The organism is Alteriqipengyuania abyssalis, from assembly GCF_019857185.1.
GTDB classification, from domain to species: domain Bacteria; phylum Pseudomonadota; class Alphaproteobacteria; order Sphingomonadales; family Sphingomonadaceae; genus Alteriqipengyuania; species Alteriqipengyuania abyssalis.
Genome location: NZ_JAHWXP010000001.1, coordinates 132,524 through 148,057, shown reverse-complemented (window position 1 = coordinate 148,057; position 15,534 = coordinate 132,524). Strand labels below are relative to the sequence as shown.

At 61.6% G+C, this 15,534-nt stretch carries 21 protein-coding genes; 9 read left to right on the top strand and 12 right to left on the bottom strand.

The features are described 5' to 3' along the window. Nucleotides 1-249: 249 nt before the first annotated feature. Nucleotides 250-471 (bottom strand): hypothetical protein, encoded by a 222-nt coding sequence (locus KYN89_RS00720; RefSeq protein WP_050599527.1) that lies wholly within the window; start codon nt 469-471, stop codon nt 250-252. Between the two features lie 344 nt (nt 472-815). Between KYN89_RS00720 and KYN89_RS00715 the strand changes: the two genes are divergently transcribed. Further along, entirely contained in the window at nt 816-1,082 is a 267-nt protein-coding gene (locus tag KYN89_RS00715; protein WP_222823357.1) for a DUF6437 family protein, read from the top strand. Between the two features lie 67 nt (nt 1,083-1,149). Here the strand turns inward: KYN89_RS00715 and KYN89_RS00710 are convergent, their stop codons facing one another. The 11 genes from KYN89_RS00710 to KYN89_RS00660 all read right to left on the bottom strand — a co-directional run bounded on the left by KYN89_RS00710 (nt 1,150) and on the right by KYN89_RS00660 (nt 9,901). Further along, nucleotides 1,150-1,548 (bottom strand): single-stranded DNA-binding protein, encoded by a 399-nt coding sequence (locus tag KYN89_RS00710; RefSeq protein WP_222823356.1) that lies wholly within the window; start codon nt 1,546-1,548, stop codon nt 1,150-1,152. Between the two features lie 269 nt (nt 1,549-1,817). Beyond that, nucleotides 1,818-2,087 (bottom strand): hypothetical protein, encoded by a 270-nt coding sequence (locus KYN89_RS00705; RefSeq protein ID WP_221597140.1) that lies wholly within the window; start codon nt 2,085-2,087, stop codon nt 1,818-1,820. Between the two features lie 71 nt (nt 2,088-2,158). After that, nucleotides 2,159-2,512: a hypothetical protein gene (locus tag KYN89_RS00700; RefSeq protein WP_221597139.1), complete on the bottom strand. Its 354-nt coding sequence runs from the start codon at nt 2,510-2,512 to the stop codon at nt 2,159-2,161. Between the two features lie 707 nt (nt 2,513-3,219). Then, nucleotides 3,220-3,891: a DUF2231 domain-containing protein gene (locus tag KYN89_RS00695; RefSeq protein ID WP_222823355.1), complete on the bottom strand. Its 672-nt coding sequence runs from the start codon at nt 3,889-3,891 to the stop codon at nt 3,220-3,222. Nucleotides 3,892-4,120: 229 nt separating this feature from the next. Then, nucleotides 4,121-4,852, bottom strand: coding sequence for a PepSY domain-containing protein (locus KYN89_RS00690; protein ID WP_222823354.1), 732 nt, complete (start codon nt 4,850-4,852; stop codon nt 4,121-4,123). Between the two features lie 27 nt (nt 4,853-4,879). Further along, nucleotides 4,880-5,398, bottom strand: a complete 519-nt coding sequence (locus KYN89_RS00685; protein WP_222823353.1) for a YybH family protein — start codon at nt 5,396-5,398, stop codon at nt 4,880-4,882. A 24-nt stretch (nt 5,399-5,422) separates the two neighbouring features. Beyond that, nucleotides 5,423-6,739: a copper resistance protein B gene (locus tag KYN89_RS00680; RefSeq protein WP_222823352.1), complete on the bottom strand. Its 1,317-nt coding sequence runs from the start codon at nt 6,737-6,739 to the stop codon at nt 5,423-5,425. Then, nucleotides 6,736-8,544, bottom strand: a complete 1,809-nt coding sequence (locus KYN89_RS00675) for a copper resistance system multicopper oxidase (protein WP_222823351.1) — start codon at nt 8,542-8,544, stop codon at nt 6,736-6,738. Before KYN89_RS00675 ends, KYN89_RS00680 begins: the two co-directional genes overlap by 4 nt. Nucleotides 8,545-8,599: 55 nt before the next feature. Continuing rightward, nucleotides 8,600-9,160: an RNA polymerase sigma factor gene (locus tag KYN89_RS00670; RefSeq protein ID WP_222823350.1), complete on the bottom strand. Its 561-nt coding sequence runs from the start codon at nt 9,158-9,160 to the stop codon at nt 8,600-8,602. A 6-nt stretch (nt 9,161-9,166) separates the two neighbouring features. Next, entirely contained in the window at nt 9,167-9,601 is a 435-nt protein-coding gene (locus KYN89_RS00665) for a Spy/CpxP family protein refolding chaperone (protein ID WP_054527888.1), read from the bottom strand. Between the two features lie 3 nt (nt 9,602-9,604). Further along, nucleotides 9,605-9,901 carry a hypothetical protein gene (locus tag KYN89_RS00660; protein ID WP_222823349.1) on the bottom strand — a complete coding sequence of 99 codons (297 nt, stop codon included), beginning with the start codon at nt 9,899-9,901 and terminating at the stop codon, nt 9,605-9,607. A gap of 151 nt (nt 9,902-10,052) precedes the next feature. Here KYN89_RS00660 and KYN89_RS00655 point away from each other — a divergent pair, with 151 nt between their 5' ends. The 8 genes from KYN89_RS00655 (at nt 10,053) to KYN89_RS00620 (ending at nt 15,505) form a co-directional block, all read left to right on the top strand. Then, entirely contained in the window at nt 10,053-10,739 is a 687-nt protein-coding gene (locus KYN89_RS00655) for a class I SAM-dependent methyltransferase (RefSeq protein ID WP_488153966.1), read from the top strand. Further along, complete coding sequence (locus tag KYN89_RS00650) at nt 10,736-11,200, top strand: DUF411 domain-containing protein (protein ID WP_029140646.1); 465 nt, start codon at nt 10,736-10,738, stop codon at nt 11,198-11,200. Before KYN89_RS00655 ends, KYN89_RS00650 begins: the two co-directional genes overlap by 4 nt. A 211-nt stretch (nt 11,201-11,411) precedes the next feature. Further along, on the top strand, nt 11,412-11,684 hold the full coding sequence (locus KYN89_RS00645) for a hypothetical protein (RefSeq protein ID WP_010240151.1): 273 nt from the start codon (nt 11,412-11,414) through the stop codon (nt 11,682-11,684). A 284-nt stretch (nt 11,685-11,968) separates the two neighbouring features. Next, complete coding sequence (locus KYN89_RS00640) at nt 11,969-13,273, top strand: APC family permease (protein WP_255356054.1); 1,305 nt, start codon at nt 11,969-11,971, stop codon at nt 13,271-13,273. Then, nucleotides 13,270-13,683, top strand: a complete 414-nt coding sequence (locus KYN89_RS00635; protein WP_054527894.1) for a potassium channel family protein — start codon at nt 13,270-13,272, stop codon at nt 13,681-13,683. The genes KYN89_RS00640 and KYN89_RS00635 overlap by 4 nt, the downstream gene beginning before the upstream one ends. After that, complete coding sequence (locus KYN89_RS00630; protein WP_172807445.1) at nt 13,680-14,207, top strand: DUF305 domain-containing protein; 528 nt, start codon at nt 13,680-13,682, stop codon at nt 14,205-14,207. The genes KYN89_RS00635 and KYN89_RS00630 overlap by 4 nt, the downstream gene beginning before the upstream one ends. Next, entirely contained in the window at nt 14,204-14,692 is a 489-nt protein-coding gene (locus KYN89_RS00625; RefSeq protein ID WP_222823347.1) for a DUF6692 family protein, read from the top strand. Before KYN89_RS00630 ends, KYN89_RS00625 begins: the two co-directional genes overlap by 4 nt. Nucleotides 14,693-14,800: 108 nt before the next feature. Then, entirely contained in the window at nt 14,801-15,505 is a 705-nt protein-coding gene (locus KYN89_RS00620; RefSeq protein ID WP_222823346.1) for an NAD(P)H-binding protein, read from the top strand. Nucleotides 15,506-15,534: the final 29 nt, after the last annotated feature.

Genomic DNA, 15,534 nt, shown 5'->3' with positions numbered 1-15,534 from the left:
CGACCCAATGCCGGTTCGCAAGTGCACGCGGGGCCCAAGAACAAATTACGCCGCACCCTCAGGAGCGCATCGAAAGATGCGCGGGACAGAGTGCGTCCACAGCCCCGCTCCATTTATCGGGCGCCGCCGCATTGCGGTGGGCGACCGTCAGAGCAACCGGCCCAACCGGTTTCTTGTGCCTGGTTGGACTTCCCGGCGAACAAGAAAAAAGGGCAGGAACCGTTCCCGGTTCCCGCCCTGTCGGTAGTCTCAAAACTCGTCGAGCATGCCGCCATGCACCGTGTGGACCACCCGCGCTGCGAGATGCGCTGGCAAGATGTTGTAGTCGCCCTCGTCGAGGGCAAAATACCCGAGCTCGTCATCCTCGATAACGTGCTGATCGAAGAAGCTGTGCAACGCTCTCTTCTCGGCTGTTTCCAGAGCCTCGAAATAGCTCCGGGACGGAAGGGCGCAATGCATTGAATAGGCCATGATAATCCTCCTGATTTCTGTCGTGAGACGACAGGAGGAGTGCGCGATGGTCTTGTGCATCCCGGGTCAGGGATCGCCCGAATGGGCGACCGCAATAGCGGCGGTGGGGGTGACGATTTTGTTCGCTGCCGGATGCAATCCGGTGGCAGGCAAAATGGTGGGGCCCCGCCGTCCTTGAGGCGGGAGGCGCAAGGCCATCATGCTGGGAGAACCATGAGCCAGGACCCACCACCTCCGCCCAATATCGAACATCTGCTGCGTGCGAATTGCCTTTCCTACACCCCGATGACGCGGGCATGGAAAGAACCGGGGAGCAGATCGGAGGGGACAAAAGGACAAGACACATGCCCCGAAACAGGAGCGCGATTGCAGCCCTGCAAAAGCTCGAAGCAGACCGCGAGGCGCTCGACGCCAAGCAACGCGAGCTCGAAGTACAAGCGGCCAGGGAACTCGGCGAAATCATCCTGGGAAGCGGCCTCGAAAGCTTCTCGAAGAAGGGGCTGAGGAAGGTTGCCGAAGAACTCGGGAAACTCGGCGAGGATGCCGCGATCGAGAAACTGACGGCGCGCGGTTCAACCCGTGCTTCGAATGCAGAGCCGGGAACCCAGTAAGCACAGAAGAAGAGGCCCTGCCGCTTGCGGCAGAGCCTCTTCGTAGGGGGCACGACCGGGATCGATGTCAGTCGATCTCGGGAGCGTCGGTGTTGTCGTTGTCGTCACCCGAGCCATTGCCGCGGGAGAGGAAGTCGACCTTGTCGGCGAGGATCTCGGTGCCGTAGCGCGTGACCCCGTCCTTGTCCTCCCACTGGGTGTAGTGGATGCGGCCCTGGACGCTGACCAGCTGGCCCTTTGAGCAGTACTGACCGACGGTCTTGGCGAGGCCGTTGAAGCAGGTCACCCGGTGGAACTCGCTTTCCTTGGCGGTGTAGCCGTTCTCGTCCTTGTAGGTCTTGCCGTCCTTGTCGCGTGCGGGGCGATCGGTGACGACGGTGATCCCGGTGACGTTGGTGCCGCCCTGGGTCTCGCGGATGTCGGGATCGCGGGCGATGCGGCCGGTGAGGATTGCGATATTGGTCATGATAGTAGTCCTTCAGTTCCTCAAACCGGAGACTATCTCCGGCTTGCGAACATCCAGAAGAAGCAGGGCATGGGAGGACTGCACCTGAGGCCTGAAGGGCCGAAGGGAAACCTGTTCATGACGGGTGGTGCGGGCAGGCGCGCGAAGCGCGACAACACGGCCGGAAAGGAACGGGTTGCTGTCCTCAGCTGACCTGATTCAGGACTGTTCGCGAAGAAAGCCGGATGGGTGTCGGGTGCGGGTCTGAAGGTGCCAGGACCCTGCTGCAATCAGCTTACCACATCGCCTTCCGATGCCGCCAGGAGATCCATGAAGTTGCGGGCTGCTTCCCGGTCTTCCTCATTCTCGAAGGCCACGTCGAGGTCAGGGGCAGACCCGAGCAGGTAGAGCATGGCCCACAAGGCAAAGCGCTTGCCCCGGTCCTGCTCGAGACCGAGATCGACCTGGCACCGCTCGATCCCCGATGCCAATGCCTCTGCGCCAACCATTCCGAGATCGGCAGTGCGGAAATAGCGGACGAGGAGCGTATCGAGGTCCATCGCAGTCTCTTCAGGTCAGCGATCCAGCCGCAGGCAGGAGAGCTAGCGTTCGAGGGCCGGTCATGCGTCAGTCAATCCGTTGAAGGTTCCTCGCGAAACCGTCGAGCGCGCTCCACAAAGTTCTCCATTTGTGTGGCAGCGTGCAAGGTTAGCGGATGCTGCGTCGCGTCGGCGCGTGGGGAGATGAACTCGGCCAGTTGTTCGATCGCAGTGAGCTGATGATCGCTTGCCGTGGACAATAATCCTAGCACCATGTTTTCGAGCGCGATCACCCTTATGCGTAGCTGGATTATTTCGGCATCCGTGAGCGGAGGGATGTCCCATTTCTCGCAATCGGCCGCGAGGGCTTCTTGCGGCCCGCAAGGGAGCGCACCGCCTTCGTCTTCCCAGCGCGACAGCGCACCGGCCGTTCTTTTTTCGGTCATTGGCAGTTCCTTTCCATGTCCCACCACGCGATTGGCAGCGCAATGCTTGTATAGCACGAAGCCATGCCGGGAAGCGCCTGGCACGACGACAACGAGGACGAAGAGACGGAACCCCGCGCGTTGGGTTGGTCTTCACGCGGGGTTCCAGAACGGCCCCATGGGCACCTGCGACCCGCAGGGCTTCGGGGGGAGGCGGAGCCGTCCTTTTCTGATGTCCGGATTTTCGTCACGATTGCTTGCAGACGATTTCTCCTGACTATCCTGACTGATGGGCCATGCGCCGGATTACATGCCTTCCATGTCGTGATCGGCCATCGAGGACATGTCATGGCCGGCATGGGGATCGGCGGGCGGGGTCGCCTCGCTCTCGGGTTGCGCGCGCGGTGCCGGCGCGGCGGATGTGGCAGTTGCACGTGGTACCGGAGAGGCGGCTCGCCGAGACGCGGGCGCGGCAGCATCGCCTGTCGAAAGAGCGTCCTGCCGCGCAGCCACTGACTCACTTTCGGAGGTAGAGGTTGTCGGGTCTGCAAGACCACCCTCGGGTGCCATGCCGGGCATCACCGCTGCTTCGCCCATCGGCGACACCTCTGAGGTCGGTGTGCTCTCCTGCGCTTCGTCGCAAGCGGCGAGAGCGGACATCATCGGCGCAATCGCGAAAAATGCGATCGCTGTTTTTGACCTGGAAGTACGCATGCTGTTCAACTCCTTCAGAGCCAGGAAATTCCGAGATGGTTTGGCCCATGCGCGAGTTCGCCGCCAAGGAAGCCCTGCACCAGAATAAGTGCTGCCATCGAGAAGATAGCCGTACGCAACCATGCGCGGCTCTGGCTCGGCCTGCTCGCGAGGTATGCCATTGCCACACCGAGGACCGCGATCAGCATCCCGTTCCATCGATGGACCTGCATGACGGCATCGCCTCCGAACCAAAGGCCGGTGTGAATCCATCCGAACAGAACTGCGACGACTGCGCCGATCGCTCCGCCGTAGACGAGTACGCGCACCGCACTTTCCAGGCCCGCTTCTTTCCGGCGCATCACGAACAATTCGGTGGCCGCAGCCATGAAAAACAAGGCGATCGGGAAATGGATCGTTGCCGGATGCAGCTTCTTCAGTACGGCCATGACGCCGGCTTCGCCCTCATTCGCATGGTCACCGGACTCGTCATGACCTCCGCCCGCTTCATCGTGCGCGCCGGAGGATTCGCCAGCATCCGCAGTCTCGCCCATCTGCGCCCTGGCCGCTTGGTCGTGCACATCGCCATTGGTGGCAGCAGGCGCGGCGCTCGCCTCTTCGCCGTGTTTTTCGTCGCCATGAGCCTGAACGGGTCCGACGAAGAGCAGGCTTGCGGCGAGCAGCGCCAAAAATGAGGGGGCTTTCATGTCTCGTATGTCTCCCAACCCTGCAGCTAAAGTGCGACCTATGTGCCTGATACGCACGGCAGCCGCGTGCCCCTCACATTAATTTGATGGTATTGGCGCGACGATGTGCGTCCGCCGTATCACGTCTGATGGCGGCACCATCGCGATCGTCGAACGCATTCGGCTCCTGGCCCGTTCGGCCTGGCGAACGGGGGTAAGGCGTTCTCCCACGCACATTGGCCCCATGGGCTCAGGCGAGCTTGCTCTTCTTTGCGCGGCGGCGCAGCCTCGGCATCCGGTTCGCAAGCAGGACGAAACCCGACAGGGCTATGATCGTGCCGCCAATGCCGAACAGCAGAAGCCACCAACTGTTGATGCGATCGCGCTCGGTCCAGTCCATGATGTGCAGGCCCCAGATGAAATCGAACAGGCGCCATGTATGGCTGCGCGCCGCCCCGAGCGTGCCGCTGGCGGCATCGATGTAGATGCGCGTCGAAGCCTCGTCGGCATAGGTGACCTGCCAGGCCGGAAATGGCCCGCGAAACTCTGTTCCGACGGGGTCATCGACGATCCGTGCGGCCTCGATGGTCGTGCGCGGCCCGGTCCATGCGCGCAAGGCGATGGATTTTGCCGTTGCCGCCGAGATGGGGGAGAGTTTACGCCCAGTCACCGGATCGTGGAGGTTCACGCTACCGTCAACCTTTCGGACCTCGGTCACGGCATCGCCGTCGAGCGAACGTGTCGTTACCGCTGCAAGAGTGCCGTCATTTGCGACCCAGGCCGGGAGCGGGGCATCGGCGGGCAGCGCCTCTTGTTCACGCGAAACGACATGTTCGGAGCGAACTTCTTCCAGGTCGAGAAACGACATGAGGGCGCCGGTTCCCAGCCACAAGAGAACCTGGACACCGACGAAAATCGCCAGCCATTTGTGGATCTTGCTGCCGAGCACATGCAGGCGCAGCTTCAGCGACGGCGTTGCCAACCGGTGCTACCTCTTCGAAAGCCGTAATCAGTTGCGCGGCGCGCGCGACGAGGAATGGTACTGGACGATTCTCCACCCGTCCGCATCGTGAGCAAGCACCGATGTCGCCACGCCGTCGCGCTCGATCACCCGGCCATCGCTAAGTTCGATGCGATAGCCATACGTCTCATAGGCATGGGCCATGTGCCCCATCCGGGTGACGGTCAGCGTGGGGTCGGTAAAGGTGAAGCTCACAATCGCGTCGAGCTCGGGGCCCAAATGGTGCTCCATGTAATTGGCAAAGCTTCCTTCGGCCTTGCCATTCTCGAAGATCGCCGAGTCCTCGGCGAAGAGCGCGCGCATTGCCTGCGCGTCGCCCGCTTCAAGAGCGGTGCGATAGGCCTTGAGGGTTTCTTCAGCGCCCGCGACATCGTCCGCCGAAGCGTCCATCGCGTGCATCTGATGGTTCGCATGGGAAGAGTGGTCCATCTGCTGCGCGAAGGCTGGCAGCGGTATCAGCGTGGCAACAAGCGAAGTCGCCGCGATGCGCGTCAAAGTCTTGGTCATGGAAGTTCTATCCTTTTTGAGATTTCAGAACCAGAATCGCACACCGACGACATAATTGGTGACGCTCGGATCCTCTCCGGCGGCCCGCGCAAAGTCCGCGCTGTCGCCGATGCGCCATTCTTGCGAAACGCCGACATAGGGTGCGAATTCGCGTGCGAACTCGTAGCGTAGACGCAGGCCCGCCTCGATCCGATCAAGACCGGCTCCAATGCCCAGCTCGGGAATGTCTTGCGCAGAAAGCGCGAGTTCGGCTCTCGGTTGGAGGATCAACCGCTGCGTGATGCGCTGGTCGAGTTCGCCCTCGATCCGCGCGGTCACATCGCCCTTGGTGGACACGAAGGCCGCAGCATCGACCTCGAAACGGTACGGCATGAGGCCCTGTATGCCGATAACCGCATGCGTGCGCTCCGGACCGGTGAGGTCCTGGCGAACACCCGCCTGGAAATCGAAGAAGGGCGCAATGGCGCGGCTCCAGAGCGCCTGGACCTCGGCGCCTTCTATGGGTTCGCCAAAGCTGCCCTCACCCTCGGACTTGAACCAGAACCTGTCGATATCGCCGCCATAATATCCCTGGATGTCCCACAGATATCCATCCTTCCCCTCGCGGGCGCGGTATTCGAGCCTGTCGCCCTGAAACCAGAAGCGCATTCCTCCGTCAGTCTCGCGGATAAGCTCGCGGCGCGCTTCGTTCATGGCTTCCTCGCCCCAGATGGCGACCGCCGCGCGCGCTGGGCCGCTCCCGGCTTCGGGGGGAGGCGGCAGCAGCGGGATATCATCGTCCGCGCCCATCTGCATCGCCGAATGGTCCATGCCCTGCATTTCCTGCGAAGGCGTCTGCCCATGGTTCATCTGGCTGTGATCCATCTGCCCATGGTCCATCGACGACCTGTCTGCGTTCGCCTGCCCCATCTCGCCGTGGTTCATCTGCGAATGATCCATCGCGTCTTCGGCGGGCTTGCCCTGCGGCATCGAGCCGTGATCCATTCCGTCATGACTTTCGGGCGATGCCTGTGGACGGGCAGCGTCCATCGGCACTGTCATGCCAGAATGGCCATCTAGAGCTGTCATCGAACCATGATCCATGATTGAATGATCCATCTCGGAGCGGTCCATGGCGGCTTCAGGCTGGGCAGCCGGTTCGCATGCTCCATCTGCAACCGGATGCCCCATTTCGCGATGGCGCTCGGCTTCTTCCTCGCACTTTGTCTTCGCGTCAGCCTGCGCCTCGGCGCTTTGCTGCGCTTCCGCCGGCGAATGACCGGCATGCTGCGCCGCCGCAGGGGAGGCGAGAACTGAGCCGGCTGCGACCGATACGAGCAGGCTGGCAATACGAATTTTCATGCTTCGCTCCCGTCGGGGTTGGCGACCGTGACGATCTGAAACATCCCGGCATGCATGTGGTAGAGAAGGTGACAGTGGAAGGCCCAGTCGCCGGGCTCGTCCGCCGTCAGGTCGAACTGCGCGCTGCCACCCGGCTGCAGGATTACCGTGTGCTTGAGCGGTTGACGATCGGCCGGCGCGCCATTGACCAGCTCGAAGAAATGACCGTGCAAGTGAATGGGGTGCGCCATCATCGTGTCGTTGACGAGCTTCACGCGCACGCGCTCGTTATAGGCGAAACGGATCGGCTCGTCTGAGACGGCGGAGAACTTCTTGCCGTCGAACGACCACATGTAGCGCTCCATATTGCCGGTCAGATGAATTTCCATTCGCCGGGACGGCGTGCGGCCCTCGCGGTGCGGCGTAAAAGCGCGCAGCTTGCGATAGTCGAGCGTACGATGCGGCACATCGGCGAGACCGATGCCGGGATCGCCCATGCGATCGACCGGGTTCATCGAGACCATGTCGAGACCGGGCCCGACCTTCACATCGGGCGGCAGAAGCGAGGTGTCGCGCATCTGCATGCCCGACATGCCGGCCATGCCTGCCATCTCGGATTGGCCGGACGAACCATGATCCATCCCCGCCATGTCGCCGCCACTTCCGTGGTCCATGCCCGACATGCCGGCATCGCCAGACGAGCCGTGGTCCATGTCGCTCATGCCCATGTCCGCCATGGTCAGAAGCGGCGGATCGCGCAGCGGCGGAATGGCGGCGCGAGCGCCGGGTGCGCTCGCGAGTGTGGCAATACCCATGCCCGAGCGGTCCATCGACTCCGCAACCAACGTGTAGGCTTGTTGCGCGCCCGGCGTCACGACGACGTCATAGGTCTCGGCCACACCGATCTGGAACTCGTCGACCTCAACCGGCTCGACGTTCTGCCCGTCCGCCTGAACGATGGTCATCGGCAGGCCGGGAATGCGAATATTGAAGAAGGTCATGGCGCCGGCATTGATGAAGCGCAGCCGCACGCGTTCGCCTGGACGGAAGAGGTATTCCAGATTGTCGAGCGGGCCATGGCCGTTCAGAAGGTAGGTATAAGCCGCGCTCGAAACGTCGAGGATGTCGGTCGGCATCATGCGCATTCTGGCCCACATCCGGCGATCCTCACCCGAAAGCGGGTAGTCGTCGGTCCAGGTATTCTGGTTGTAGTTGAAGTAGCCCTCGCCCTTCTTGAGCTTGTCGAAAATCGTGTGGGGCGACATTTCGCTGAATTCGCTCAGCACCACGATATATTCGCGGTCGGCCTGAACCGGATCGGGTCCGGCGGGATCGACCACGATCGCGCCGTAATGCCCGGCCTGTTCCTGCAGCCCGCTATGCGAGTGCCACCAATAGGTGCCTGACTGGCGAACCGGGAATTCGGCGGTGAAGGTCTCTCCCGGCTTGACGCCGGGGAAGCTTACTCCCGGCACTCCATCGAGTTGAAACGGCACGAGCAGACCGTGCCAGTGGATCGAGGTATCTTCCTCGAGCTGGTTATGGACATTGAGCCGGACGGTCGTGCCTTCCTGCAAACGCAGCAGCGGACCGGGGATCGTGCCATTGACGGCGATCGCTCCCCCGCGCCTGTTACCGGTCGCGAAGGCCGATCGGGCAACGGTGAGGTCGATATTGGGGCCGGATACCTCGTCCAGCCCCTTGCGGGCGTTACCTGCGAGGATGTCCGCGCCGCGTGCCCAGGCAGGCATCGCCCCGGCAAGGCTGAGCAGACCCATTCCTCCTGCTCCGGCTCCGAGAAACTTGCGTCGATTGACGGCGATCATAAAGGGCTCCTGACGTGGCGTTTACCGTTACTTACGCGCGCGCCCACCCAACCCCTCAAAGTTTTTCGAAGCGCTCCTTCAGCCTGTGGCGCGCGCGGTATACGCGGGTTTCGATCGCCTTTTCGGTCGTTCCGAGAAGATCGGCCGCCTCGGCCTGGCTACGCCCCTCGATGGTGACGAGCACAAGCGCTTCGCGCAGCCTTACAGGCATTCGCGCGATCTCGGCCTGGACACGATTGAGCTCTTCCCTGGAAACGGCCGACGTTTCAGGACCCGGCAAATCGTCGGCGATGGAATGGAGTTCGTCATCGCCCGACAGTCCGAAAAAGCCCGCGACCTTGCGCCTGCGCAAACGGTCCCGGCAGCGGTTGAGGACGACGGTTGTCAGATAGGGTCCGATCGGCTTGTCCGGATCGAGCCGATGGCGCGTCAGCCACACCGAAGCGAGGCTGTCCTGAACAACGTCCTCCGCCTGAGAAGGAGAGGAAAGCATGCGTGTCGCGAGCGCGAGAAGCCGACCCGTTTCATGCTCGACGAGCTTGCTGAAAGCCCGCTTGCTTCCGGCCCTTGCCTGCGAGACAAGGGCCTCGTCCGGATTGTCGCCCGCCCCCGACATGGCGCTTCAGTCGCGCGGGTCGCGGGTCAGGGCGTCGGAGACCTTGCGGTCGAACTGGCGTTGCTGATCGGGTTCGAGAATTTCGCGCATGTCGAAGACATGGCGCACCGTTGCTTTCTGCAGATCGCCCATGCGTGCATGCACCTCGTCGATCGCGGCCGAGACCTCGGGACCGTACTCATGCTCGGTTTCCATCGCCTGGGCGAGCCGGGCATTGGCTGCACGCGCCGATCCTTCGAGCCGTGCCCTTTCGACAGCGAAACGGGCCTCGAGCGCATCGAGACGCTGCTCCTGGTCGGCCGTCAGGGTGAGCTCGTCGTGCACGAAATCGTGGAGGCCGGAGCCGGCCTCGTGATTGGCCCAGCGGTCCGCGGCAATCGCGCCGAGGCATCCTGCGAGCGCTGCGAGAAGCACCGCGAGAACGATATGCGTCGACTTCAAACCCTATTGCTCCACATGGAGGAGCGCCGATGGGGACAGCTGTTCGCCGAGGATCGCACTGTCGCCAAATGGCGCGGACGACGTGCCATACCCCCCGGGCCAACCGCTCGTTCCGGCGCCAGCCCCGAGCCCGACGACAAACAGACCGACGAACAGAGCCGTGCGGCGGCGTCGGTCGGCGATTTCGCCAAGCTGTCCGGCGCGCTGCCAAACGCCATCCATAAAGTCGGCGGGGACCTCGCTAGCGGCGGTGGCGGAGAGGGTTCCGAGCACCGCATCAAGAGAGTGTTTGTCACGCATCCGAAAAACTCCTGTGGGTTCCACGTGCCCTATACGCGCTCGCCTGCACAATCCCTTAAACTTCTTTTTTTGAGGGAATGTCCCCCGCCATACGTAATCGAGACGGGTCTGCCAGAATCGGGTCGAACCCGGGATGAATGGGAGCGAACGCGTGAACAATATCACCGCGCCTGAAGATCACGGCGAATTCACGCCTCTTCTTGGCAAGAGCTTTCTGACGCCGCTTTACGACCGGGCGCTCGGTCTGTTCACCCGCGAACATCTCTGGCGACAAAAGATTGTCGAAGAGCTGCACCTTGTCCCCGGCGACCGGGTGATCGATGTCGGCAGCGGAACCGGTACACTTCTCAAGGCCTTGATGACGGATTGCCCGGAAGCGGGTCTGATCGGTGTCGAACCCGACCAAGAGGCGCTCGCGCTTGCGCGGCGCAAGTTTGGGGCGGGAGCCGATCTCGTCAAATGGCACAATGGCTTTCTCGAAAGCCTCGAGCTGCCCGCAGGGTGGCAGCCGAACAAGATCGTCAGCAGCCTCGTCCTTCACCAGGTTCCCTTGCGCAAGAAGCAGGCAATCCTGGAAACCATCGAAAGCTTGCTCGTGCCAGGCGGAACCGTCTTGATCGCCGATTATATGAAGCAGGATAGCCCACTCATGCGGAGCCTCTTCCGGGCGACCGTCCAGTCGCTTGACGGCATTAGCGACACGCAGCCCAGCGCCGACGGCCAAGTCGAAAAACTGTTCGCCGAAATCTTCACCGAGCCATGCCTGCTCCACCGGTTCCCGACGGTGACCGGGACGATCTCGCTATGGCGCGGATACAAGAAAGGAATTGCACAATGATCTGGAAAAAGCCTGCCCTGTTCCGGCGATCGGTTAGCGGCGCGGCCTTGCTCGTGCTGGCAGCCTGTTCGAACGTGGCTCAGGCAGCGACCTATACGATGTTCAGGGACCCCGGATGTGGATGCTGTCTCAACTGGGCAGGCCATCTTGAAGATGGGATGAACGCGAAGGTGGCATCGGTCGATAGCAACGACATGGCGGCGATCAAGACAGCGCGCGGCGTACCGGAAGAATTGTGGTCGTGCCACACGATGGAGGTCGATGGATACATCATCGAAGGTCACGTGCCCGCCGAAGCCGTCGCCCGACTTTTGCGCGAGCGGCCCGACGGCGTTGCCGGTCTAGCGGTTCCGGGAATGCCTCTGGGATCGCCCGGCATGGAGGCCGGAAACCGGATCCAGCCCTATGAGGTCATCGCCTTTGGTCCGACCGGACAGAGCGTCTTCGCATCTTATCGGTGATTGTAAGGAACTGACGCCAGTGGCCGCGCGAGAAATAAGGGCGATGTCTCGTTGAAGAACAATCGCGCGGGAATAATACAGAAGCCCGGGACACCGGGACGGGCGCTAAGATGCCTGTCGATCATCCCGCTGGGTCCGGGGCCGGCTGCCCCGACGGTCCCGGACCCTTCCGTTTGCATAATTTTAGGACGCACGAAGTGGGAGAAATGCGATGGTAAAAGGATCAATCAAGAACTCGATATTCGCATGGGGCTGGACGCTCAGCGTGTTCCTGCTTGTCAGCTACCTCCTATGCATTGCCTTCGGAGTCCTCGCACCCGAGCGGTTTCACATGCACCAAGCCTGGGCTCCGTTGCTGCCATGGTTCGAATGGCTGACCCTGTCGGGATTTCTCGCAGGAGCGGTGGGCAGTTTTCTCTACGGCTGGTACATCGCACTCATCGCGGTCCCGCTGCACCGGTTTTTCCAGGCCCGGTTTTCCTGATTTGACGCGCTGAATATTAGGCGCACTCAGCGTGGACTGCCGTGCCTTGACGCGCCGCCATCGGCATCGCTGCAGGAAGAAAGAGCGCGCCGCCGGAAATCGATAGCTCAACGCGATTCCGGGGCCAGCCCAAGGATGGCTCATGCCCCGCCAGAAAATTTTTTGAGGGGTGAGCCGCTTCGCAACGTACTGCTTGTCGTGATGTTTCTCGGACGGGAGGACATCGACAGGGGAAAGACTTGCAGACAGATGGCGACGATCAACATGGGAAGAGTGCTGGATCGATAACGCTGCTTGGCGGTGTCGCAATGGGAACCGGCGTCATGATCGGCGCTGGTATTTTCGCACTGACCGGCCAGATTGCCGAACTGGCTGGACCGCTATTTCCGCTTTCTTTCATAGTCGGCGCCCTGGTCACTTCCCTAGCCGCCTACAGCTACATCAAGATGTCGAACCGCTGGCCCTCCTCTGGCGGCATCGCGATGATTCTTCAGAAGGCCTACGGACCGGGTGTTGTTGCAGCATCGGCATCGCTCCTGATGGCGCTGTCGATGGTCATCAACGAAAGCCTGGTCGCTCGGACCTTCGCGACCTATGCCTTGCGGCCCTTTGGGCTCGAGAGCAGCGGCATTCTGGTTTCCGTCGCGGCACTGGCGCTCATCGTCTTCGCCTATTTCGTGAATGCGGCAGGCAACAAATCGGTCAGCGGTTTCTCTCTCGTCATGTCGGCGATCAAGATCGGCGGCATCGCCCTGTTCGCGATTGCGGCGATCTGGGCCAGCGGCTTTTCGGGCGGCGCCTTCTCAGAGCCAGTCGCGCTTTCGGGTCTCGACGCGTTGCTCGCGTCGGTCGCCTTCTCGATCCTCGCGTTCAAGGGTTTCACCACCATCACCAACAGCGGCGGCGAAATCATCGATCCGCACCGAAATGTTGGCAGAACCATTATCATTTCGATCACAGTATGCGTGGTCGTCTACCTTCTGGTCGCGGTGGCGGTCGGAGCCAGCCTCAGCACTTCGGAAATAGCGCAAGCGCGCGATTACTCGCTTGCGGCAGCTGCGCGCCCCGCGCTCGGAGAGCTTGGGTTCTATTTCACAGTCGCAATCGCGATCGCAGCCACGACCTCGGGTGTCATCGCCAGCGTTTTCGCCGTTTCGCGAATGCTGACGATGCTGACCGAAATGAAGATGATCCCGCATAGCCATTTTGGGATGAAGGGACCGATCCGCAGTCACATGCTGGTCTATACCGTCGTGGTCGCCGGCACGCTCGCGGTCCTGTTCGATCTTTCGCGGATCGCCTCGCTCGGAGCGTTCTTCTATCTCGTAATGGACATGCTCGTGCATTGGGGCGTGCTGCGCGGTTTGCGGGAAGAAATAGGCGCGCGTGCCTGGATCCTCTGGTCGGCGCTCATGGCGGACGGCGTAGTCCTGACAGCTTTTGCCCTCGCCAAGCTCAAAACCGACCCTGCGGTCGTCGCCTATGCGGTCGCAGGTATTGCTGCAGTGTTCGGAGCCGAATGGTTCTATCTCCGTCGGAATCCTGCGCTGCGTGAAATGCCCGCCACACACGATGGAGATCATCGATGATCGCCGCACTAATTCTCGCCATTGCACTTTTCCTGGCCTCGGTCGGCGTGCATCTGTCGATCCTCGGCGCAGGGCATCGCATGCTCGACGCACCCGGAAATTTCTCCGCCAAACTTGGGGTCGCGCTTCTCGTCCTGGCATCGCACCTGCTTGTCGCGACGCTCTTCGCTGGCGGTTTCTGGCTGGGCGCGGAGCTGGGCCTCGGCGGGTTCGACAAGACGCCGGCGATGAGTGCGATGGACTATTTCTATTTCTCGCTGATCAACGTGACCACGCTGGGGCTCGGCGACATCTACCCGACCGAGCACCTGCGCGTCATTGCCGGCGTCGAAGCCTTGACCGGCTTCGCGCTCATCAGCTGCTCGGCACAATTGTTCTGGACCATGATGAAGGAAGGAGAAAACGCATGACTGAAAGCACATCCCACTCGGATAAGGGAGGGGGCGGCAACTACTGGCGATTCATGGCCATGGTATCGACCTCGACCGTGATCATGTTCTTCCTGATGTACGCCAACAGCTTCGACATGGACGACGTGTTCTGGAGCGAGACGCGCTTCTGGATGATGTTCGTCATGGGCGCGATGATGATGGTGGTCATGCTTCTCTTCATGTGGGGCATGTACAAGGACCGGACCAAGAACTTCATCATCCTGGGTGTCGGAGCCCTCGTATTCGCACTCGCGCTATGGCTCGTACGCAGCCAGACCACGGTCGACGACACCGAATACATGGCCGCGATGATCCCGCACCACTCGATCGCGATCATGACCAGCGAGAGGGCGAGCCTGAAGGATCCGCGGGTTCGCGAACTTGCGCAGGCCATCATCGTCGCGCAGCGGCGTGAGATCGCCGAGATGAAATATCTCATCGAGGACATTGAGGAGAACGGTCCACGCACCGAAGAACGCCTGCCCGAGGAGATGCAGCAATGAACAAGATCGCAATTCTGACGCTTGCAGCCCTCCCACTGGCGGCCTGCAATACCAACAGCGCGATCGGTAATGATCGCGAAGCACAGCTCGATCCTCCGGCAACGGCAGCTCCGATAAAGAGTGCTGCGAGCGCTCTTGCCAATCTCAGCCCCGGCCTCATGCTGCCCGAGACCATGAGCGAGGCGGACCTCGCCGCGCTGGGAGCCGAAAACACGTGCCAGTTCCGCCTGACCGAGGTCGCTTTTCCGTCATTCGTCTACGACAACAGCGGTCGCGGGGCCATCAAGATCAACGGCAAGCTGATCCCTGTTACGGCAAGCGCCTCGGGTGAGTATGCAAATGGTGAGCTTCGTATCCGTACGCGCATTCTCGATGACGAAGGAGACGCGGGCTTGCAGATGCAGGAGCTCATAGTCGCCGGCCCCCGGATGAAGGACGAGTTCGGGTTCTGGGGTTACACGACCTGCGGCAACATCGAGGCGTGAAGGCGAGCGAGCGGGTGCCAGCGTCCGGCGGTACCCGCTCCACGATCACGATCAGCCCGGCACGCGCCGCCGAATTCATAATGAGGTACGACAGTGGAAGCTGAACCTGTGACCGATGCAGCCCCCCTTGCGGTCTTCGGTGCCGGAGGAAAGACCGGCACGGAAATATTGCGCCATGCGGTCCGCAAGGGCATCGCGGTACGAGCGTTCGAACACACCCTGCCCGAACCATCGGACAGGGTCGACAATGTCGAGTATTTCCAGTGCGACGTTCTCAATGACGACTTCAGCAGCGAGCTTGAAGGTTGTCGTGCGGTCATTTCCGCACTCGGTATAGGGTTCAGTCCATCCACGACGATCGATCCGCCTCCGCTTTACACGGAGGGAACCCGCAATCTGGTGGAAGCGATGTCGACGACCGGCATTTCCCGGATCGTCGTGATATCGGCGGCTTTTGTAGAACCGCAGCCCAGCGTTCCGGCGTGGTTCGAACTCACAGCAAGACCAGCCTTGCACAATATTCTCGAACAGATGCGCGCCATGGAAGATCTCCTGGAGCGCGCGACAGGCGTGGAATGGACGGCTGCGCGACCGGGCTGGCTCCTGGACGAACCCTATACGGGTGAAGCCGTCATTACTGACGAGCGTCTTGCCGAGGGTTGCTTTCGTTGCAGGCACGCCGACCTCGCGGCAGCCATGCTCGAATTCGTCTGCGAGAACACCTGGATCAATGCCAAGCCCGCTATCGCCCGGCCAGAAGAAGACCGCTTCGAGAACGTCTCGGCGCTCAAGGCCGAACTCGGTATCGGCTAAACTAATCTCATCGGTCGGAAACACCCCCA

What these genes read in the sequence shown, in the direction of transcription:
- KYN89_RS00715 (WP_222823357.1), top strand. Translation starts at nt 816, where the DNA reads ATGCCCCGAAACAGGAGCGCGATTGCAGCCCTGCAAAAGCTCGAAGCA.
- KYN89_RS00680 (WP_222823352.1), bottom strand. Translation starts at nt 6,739, where the DNA reads ATGAAAATTCGTATTGCCAGCCTGCTCGTATCGGTCGCAGCCGGCTCA.
- KYN89_RS00700 (WP_221597139.1), bottom strand. Translation starts at nt 2,512, where the DNA reads ATGACCGAAAAAAGAACGGCCGGTGCGCTGTCGCGCTGGGAAGACGAA.
- KYN89_RS00720 (WP_050599527.1), bottom strand. Translation starts at nt 471, where the DNA reads ATGGCCTATTCAATGCATTGCGCCCTTCCGTCCCGGAGCTATTTCGAG.
- KYN89_RS00695 (WP_222823355.1), bottom strand. Translation starts at nt 3,891, where the DNA reads ATGAAAGCCCCCTCATTTTTGGCGCTGCTCGCCGCAAGCCTGCTCTTC.
- KYN89_RS00650 (WP_029140646.1), top strand. Translation starts at nt 10,736, where the DNA reads ATGATCTGGAAAAAGCCTGCCCTGTTCCGGCGATCGGTTAGCGGCGCG.
- KYN89_RS00670 (WP_222823350.1), bottom strand. Translation starts at nt 9,160, where the DNA reads ATGTCGGGGGCGGGCGACAATCCGGACGAGGCCCTTGTCTCGCAGGCA.
- KYN89_RS00625 (WP_222823347.1), top strand. Translation starts at nt 14,204, where the DNA reads ATGAACAAGATCGCAATTCTGACGCTTGCAGCCCTCCCACTGGCGGCC.
- KYN89_RS00660 (WP_222823349.1), bottom strand. Translation starts at nt 9,901, where the DNA reads ATGCGTGACAAACACTCTCTTGATGCGGTGCTCGGAACCCTCTCCGCC.
- KYN89_RS00630 (WP_172807445.1), top strand. Translation starts at nt 13,680, where the DNA reads ATGACTGAAAGCACATCCCACTCGGATAAGGGAGGGGGCGGCAACTAC.
- KYN89_RS00705 (WP_221597140.1), bottom strand. Translation starts at nt 2,087, where the DNA reads ATGGACCTCGATACGCTCCTCGTCCGCTATTTCCGCACTGCCGATCTC.
- KYN89_RS00710 (WP_222823356.1), bottom strand. Translation starts at nt 1,548, where the DNA reads ATGACCAATATCGCAATCCTCACCGGCCGCATCGCCCGCGATCCCGAC.
- KYN89_RS00635 (WP_054527894.1), top strand. Translation starts at nt 13,270, where the DNA reads ATGATCGCCGCACTAATTCTCGCCATTGCACTTTTCCTGGCCTCGGTC.
- KYN89_RS00645 (WP_010240151.1), top strand. Translation starts at nt 11,412, where the DNA reads ATGGTAAAAGGATCAATCAAGAACTCGATATTCGCATGGGGCTGGACG.
- KYN89_RS00675 (WP_222823351.1), bottom strand. Translation starts at nt 8,544, where the DNA reads ATGATCGCCGTCAATCGACGCAAGTTTCTCGGAGCCGGAGCAGGAGGA.
- KYN89_RS00685 (WP_222823353.1), bottom strand. Translation starts at nt 5,398, where the DNA reads ATGACCAAGACTTTGACGCGCATCGCGGCGACTTCGCTTGTTGCCACG.